General features: G+C 36.0%; 2 protein-coding genes. Both read left to right on the forward strand.

All coding sequences use genetic code 11. The features are described from left to right. Positions 1-398: 398 nt before the first annotated feature. Positions 399-6,128 (forward strand): choice-of-anchor D domain-containing protein, encoded by a 5,730-nt coding sequence (locus QLS65_RS15230; RefSeq protein WP_282718574.1) that lies wholly within the window; start codon positions 399-401, stop codon positions 6,126-6,128. A gap of 442 nt (positions 6,129-6,570) precedes the next feature. Beyond that, positions 6,571-7,312, forward strand: a 742-nt coding sequence (locus QLS65_RS15235; protein WP_282718575.1) for a hypothetical protein, incomplete at its 3' end; no start/stop codon positions are given.

A 7,312-nucleotide genomic window follows, 5' to 3' on the forward strand; every position in this document is an offset into this window, starting at 1 on the left:
ATAATCCAACTTAAAAAAAGACTTCCCACAACCGGGAAGTCTTTTTTTTTATCCTAAAATCAGTTAAAAAATTCCACTAAAATTAAAAATCTGGAATTAAGAAATGATCGTACTCAGGATTGTATTTTTTGAAAAGGCAAATACTATTCAAAAAATCAAAAAACAAACCTATTATTCCTTCATACTATTCTTATAAAATTCTAATAAAAATAACGGCAATTAAACACTAATAAACTTACATTATTTATATAAATATGTATTTAATCGATTTTATTTACTTTTAAACCGTTTTATTGCAATAATAAATTTAAATTTATAGTATTGATAAAAAACAAACCTAAATACATTCCTCTTAAAAGATAAAAAACTGAATCTTAACTAAATACAGTAATTAGATTATGGAGAAAATTACTTTAATAAGCAAAAAAATAGTTTTTACGATTAGCCTTCTTTTTACAACCGTTTTTGGAATTTCGCAAACAAGTCAAATTTATAGCACTTCAGGCACTTTTACAGTTCCTGCTGGAGTAACATCAATACAGGTGGAAGCTTGGGGCGCTGGTGGCGCTGGTGGTAGCGGAACCAAAAACTCTTCAGGTGGTGGTGGAGGCGCCGGTGGTGGTTATGTCAAAAACACAGCCTTTACAGTTGTGCCGGGCACCATTTATACCATTAATGTTGGAACTGGTGGACTTGGCAGTACCAGCTCTGGTGGTGCGGGTGGAGCATCATGGTTTCAATCATCAACAACAATCAAAGCAATAGGTGGAAATGGAGGTAACAGTTCTGAAAGCAACAATAACACCGCAACTGGAGCTAGCGCAAGTACAACAGGAAATATAGGTTGGTCCTCATCCTATTCATATTACGGTGGTGCTGGAGGTAGTGGCGGTCTATTGGGAATATCTGGCGGAGGTGGCGGTTCTAGTGCCGGTACTTTAACAAACGGAAATGCTCCGATACTTTTAATAGGTGGACTCGCGCCTGTAGGTGGTGGAGCTGGAGCCACTGGAAGTATTGCGGATGCAAATGGAGCTTCAAGTACAACTTTTGGTGCGGGTGGAGCAGGAGGACATTCTACATCCCCATCAAATCCAAGAACAGGAGGAAATGGATCAGATGGTAAAGTTATAATTACATGGAATTGTCCTACTGTTTATAGTTTGAGTACTACAACAATCGCAACATCAGTGTGTGCCTCAAATAGTGCAACAATAACAGTCACTGCTGCTACAGCAAATTTACCCGTAGGAATTTATACCGTCACTTACGATTTATTAGGAGCCGATGTGGCCATCGGAAACACAGCAACTATGACGGTTACAACTGCTGGTATAGGAACTTTTACAACAAGTACACTTTTAAACTCTGGCGTAACTGCATTAACAATAACTAAACTGTCAAGTGGAGGAACAGCTCCCAATAATTGTAGTTCACTCATCACCATTAATAACTTAGTAAATATAACTATAAATACAAATCCAATAATTTTAAGTACGACACCTGCTTCCAGAATAGGAACAGGAACAGTTGTACTTGAAGCTGCTGCATCAGTGGGAACAATTTCTTGGTTTACAGCCCTAACTGGTGGAACTAATCTAGGTACGGGACTAACCTTCACTACTCCTGTTCTTACAACCACCACTATATATTATTTAGAAGTCACTAATGCATCGTGTACCTCTTCGCCAAGAATTCCAATAATTGCAACCGTAAATGAGCCAGAAATAAACATCCTTGGAAATGCGATTTCTATCATTGATGGTGACGCCACGCCAAGTACCACAGATTGGACAAATTTTGGTTCAATGGAAACCAGTACCGGAATCATCACAAAAACGTTCACAATTCAAAATACTGGAAATGCACCCTTAACTATAGGAACGATAACTATTTCTGGAACTAATGCAAGTGATTTCGCAGTTTCCACTAATCCGAGCGTATTAATTGCTTCGGGAGGTACCTCAACATTTTCTATTAGCTTTAATCCTAACACCTTAGGCATAAAAACGGCTGAAATTTCAATTGTAAACAATGACAATAATGAAAACCCGTATGATATTTCGATACAAGGAACGGGAATCCAAACCTTTTATGATAGTGACGGAGATGGTATATATGACAACTTTGATATTGACGATGATAACGACGGTATCTTAGACGGAACTGAGGAAATAAATTGCAACAACCTAAATGGTCATAAAGTAGATTATAAATTCTTAAATGAAACCTTTGGTGCAGGAGGAAAAACGGCAAGTTTTACCGCTGCTTATAATGCAACAACTACCTATTGTTATGAAGACGGAATTGTAGGGGCTAATACAACAGAATGTCCTAGTCAATCAACTTGGATACTTGACGATGGTGAGTACACCGTTGTCTCTAAAATAACCGGAACAATTGCTAGCGATCCTGAAAATATTCATGGGGATTTAGCATGGTATAACGGCGAAGATCATACTACAGGAGATACTAATGGAAGGATGGCCGTTTTTAATGCTAGTTTTACACCAGGAACATTTTATGAAACAACTATTACTGGAATCCTGTCAAATCTCCCTATAACTTATAGTTTCTGGGTATTAAATATTATGGCACCTTCTACTTTCCCTGGTTCAATTTTACCCAATGTGACAGTAGAATTTTATGATTTATCAAACAATCTTCTTACGACTTTCAACACTGGAGATATAGGCAGATGCTCAGGAAGCACCACAGATAACAGTTGTGCTCAAGGAGTTTGGAAACAATTCACCACTAGTGTAAACCTAGGAAATGTAAATGCTTTTACCATTCGTTTTAAAAATAATGCTCCTGGAGGTGGCGGTAATGATCTTGCGCTGGATGACATCCTAATTTCACAAACTTTATGCGATTTAGACCATGATAACGTTGCGGATATGTTTGATTTAGATGCCGATAATGACGGCATTGAAGATGTTATTGAAGCCGGTTTAGGAAGCTTGAGTAATGCTAAAGGAAAAATTGATGCGAGCTGGGTAGATACTAACGGAAATGGACTTCATGATAGTATTGAATCAGTAGCTGCATTACCCGCATTAGATTCTGATGGTGATGGTGTTCCGAATTATATAGATTTAGACAGTGACAACGACAGTCTTTTTGATGTTGATGAGTCTGGAGCCGGAAACACAAATGCCGTTGCGGGGTATCAAAATGGTGATGGTGATATCAATGGTGATGGTGTTGGCGATGGAATTGATTCAGAAACCTTTAGAAGCAAAGACATCAATGGAGATGGAATAACCGAAGGTTTTGGTGACGGAATATTAGACATTTACGACTATGGTTCCGGTGTGACATTTAATACACAATATGGAAATTCAGGACAAGGAATTGCAACTGCAAATCCTGCCACAACTTATTTAAAAGACACAGATGCAGATGGAATTCCTGATTATTTAGATCTCATGTCAAATGGAACTATATTAGATATTACTAACACATTATTGATCTATGATTACAAAACTTTAGACACTAATAATAATGGAATTATTGACGGTACAACGGATATTGATAAAGACGGAATACTAGACATTTTTGACACTAATACGGCTTCTTTTGGTTCTCCAAGAGACATCCGTACAAAATTATTTCTTGATTTTGACGGACGAAATGATTATGGACAAAGCACCGCAATTCTGGGTGGTTTAGCCAATGCATCACTCATGGCATGGATTAATTTAAACCCTGCATTTTCATCGGAAGGAGTAATAGTCGGACAAAATAATTTCCAAATACGAATTACTGCCGGCAAGAAACTAGAAGCTGTTGTTAATGGAACATCAGTTCTTTTTAACACCACTTTAAATGTATCACAGTGGTACAATGTTGGCGTAATCTATGACGGATCAAATATTAAACTCTATTTAAATGGTGCTTTGGTGACAAGCCAGGCTAAAACAGGAAGTATTCCAGCAGATGCATCACTCTTTACTTTAGGAAAAGATCCTAGCAGTAACACAAAATATTTTAGAGGAAAAATAGATGAAGTAAGAGTATTTAATTTGGCTTTGACCGAATCTCAATTACAAAGAATGGTCTACCAAGAAATTCAAGATGTCAGTTCTCAAATTAGAGGTATGATAGTTCCAAAAAACGTAGCTTCCTCTCCTATTTCTTTGCCTTTTACTAATTTGCTTCGTTATTACAGAATGGATACTTACAAAGATGATATCATTGATGACTTAACAACTCCTGCAATTGATATTATTGGAACAAAAATATACAACCATAAAAACATTCATGTTCAACAAGCACCAATGCCATTTTTAACGGAACGAAATGGAAGTTTTGCAACAGCTGTAAACAGCCCTACAAAAGAAATAAGAGGTGAAGATATTATGGAACAGGACTGGTCGATTGTTCATGTAAAACACGACATTACAGAAACGGCAAACACTATTGATTTAGGAATGCTGGTAGATACAGGAAAAAATATCATCATGAACAATGATACCAAAATACAAAATGATTGGTACTTGAAATTAGATGGGAAAATTGATTTAGTTGGGATGTCACAATTGGTGCAAACTGTAGAAAGTGATTTAGACGTCTCAAGCTCTGGCCATCTCGAAAGAGATCAAAAAGGGCAATCTAATGTATACAATTATAATTATTGGAGCTCTCCGGTAAGTCCAATAAATACGACAACTAATAACACTAACTATACCGTTTCAGGCAGCTTGAAAGATGGAACAAATCCTCTGACACCAATTGCAATAAACTGGATTGGCGGTTATGATGGAGCTCCTACATTTCCTGTAAGCTTAGCCAGATATTGGCTTTATAAATTTGATGATTATACTAATGATTATGCTAATTGGGTACAAATAACTGAAAATGATCCGATACGAGTAGGGCAAGGATTCACTTTAAAAGGAAGTGGTGGTGCATTAGGAACTCAAAACTATACTTTCATTGGAAAACCAAATAATGGATCAATAACAACAAATACTGTTGGTGATGATCAATTGTTATTAACCGGTAATCCTTATCCATCAGCGCTGGATGCCGAAGCTTTCATAACAGCCAATATAAATTCAAATCCCTCCACAGATGGAACATTATATTTCTGGGAACATTATGACAGCAACAACACCCATACTTTACGTGATTACCAAGGAGGTTATGCCGTTAGAAATTTAACTGGAGGATTAGCCCCATCAGCGGCAGGTGTTGATTTTATCAGCCAGTCAGGAACTCCGTCAAGAGGTATTCCTAACCGCTATATTCCAGTTGGGCAAGGCTTTTTTGTAAATGGAAAAATTGGTTCTGGAGGAACGGTTATTTTTAATAATAGCCAAAGGGGTTTTCATAAAGAAAATGACGCTTTGAACTCAAATGTGATGTACAAAACTACATCCAGTAAAGAGAAATCCTGGAATAACAATGATAATGATGTAGTAATAAATGATACTTATAAAAAAATTAGATTGGGATTCAATTCCCATAATAACCATCACAGACAGGTATTGTTAGGATTTATGGATGAAAAAGCGACCAGTGAAATGGATCACGGTTATGACGGTTTAAATATCGATGACTTTCCAAATGATATGTATTTTTTGAATGGGGAAAATCAATTGGTAATTCAAGGCGAAGGATTTTTTGACCTAGATGCTTCCTACCCTATCGGTGTAAAAACAGATGCTGCGGGGAAAGTAAAATTCATGATTGATGCTTTAGAAAACTTTGATGCAAACCAGCCTATTTTTCTATACGATGATGAGACTAAAATATACCATAATATCCGAAATGAAGCTTTTGAAATCAATCTTGCAAATGGCGAACACTATTCTCGTTTTTCATTACGATTCAAAGACAAAACATTAGGTCTTAATGATAAAACCAGTATTGATGATGAAATAAAAATAGCCCATTCACAAAGTAAAAGCACAATAATAATCAGCAATAAAGCAATAGACACGACTGTAGAAGAAGTGACTTTATTCAATATTATTGGACAATCAATCACCACTTGGAAAATTGAAAATCAAGGGCAATATGACATACAGCTTCCAATCAAAAAAATAAGCTCAGGAGTGTATATTGTAAAACTAAAAACTTCCAAAGGAGCGCTTAGCAAAAAAATAATTATCAAATAATTTCAGGTTTAATAAACTTCAAAAAGAGAAAGCTGTCTGCAAAGGCAGTTTTTTTTTATATCTAAATCAATCCCGAAATAAGAAAAAAAGAAAACCTCACAAATTATTTTTTCAAAACAAGTAGTTTATCGGGAGATAAAATCCTTTCATCGAAAAAAGGATTTTTTTTGACAATACACCATTATAAATACTTAATTTTAAGATAATTAAGCATCTAAACCAAAAAAATCAATATATATAATCCGAATAAAACCATAGCTGTTATCATTTTTGCATAGCAACTCTAAAATAAGATATATAGAATAACAATAGCTTGGTTCATTTTTTCATTGCAAATAATACCACTACAATAAACTTTATTTAACTTCTGTAAACGTCATAGATAATTTTCTATATCTGGTTTACAAAATCATTAATTGTTTGATTAAAAAGTGTGCCTATTATGAAAAAAAACTACTCTAGATTCAATATAAATTTATTTTTTGTATTACTAAATTCGAAGAATTCTCTTTTGATAGTTTTGATTGTTTTTCTGTTCAGTTTGGATAATTTTGCACAATCCATATCGAATTTTAATCCAATTAATGCCTGTACCAATTCTGGGGTTTCAGTTGTAATAACTGGAACTAATTTTACCGGAGCAACTTCAATCACCTTTAATGGTGTAGCTGCGACTTCTTTTACTGTCGATAATGACTCCCAGATAACTGCAATACTGAGCGCAAGTGCTTCAACTGGATTTATTTCAGTAGTTACTTTTTTAGGAACTGCTACGAGTGCCAGTATTTTTACAGTCGATTCACTACCAACTGCAAATGCAGGTGGAACACAAACTATTTGTTCGAATGCAACGGCAACCGTAAACGGTGCTTCTGCAACAAACGGAACAATCCTATGGACTGAAAACGGAGCAGGAAATATAACCGCAGGAGCTACAACTCTAACGCCCACTTATACCCCAACAGCTGCCGATGCAGGAACTTCTGTTACTTTGACAATGACGGTAACCAGCAACAATGCCTGCACACCGCAAACTCAAACGGCAACATACACAGTAATTGTAAATCCTTTGCCAATAGCAATTGCAGGAGGATCACAAACCATTTGTTCGAATGCAACGGCAACCGTAAGTGGTGCTTCTGCTACAAACGGAACAATCCTATGGACTGAAAACGGAGCAGGAA

The organism is Flavobacterium algoritolerans (assembly GCF_030010385.1).
In the GTDB taxonomy this organism is placed as follows: Bacteria; Bacteroidota; Bacteroidia; order Flavobacteriales; family Flavobacteriaceae; genus Flavobacterium; species Flavobacterium algoritolerans.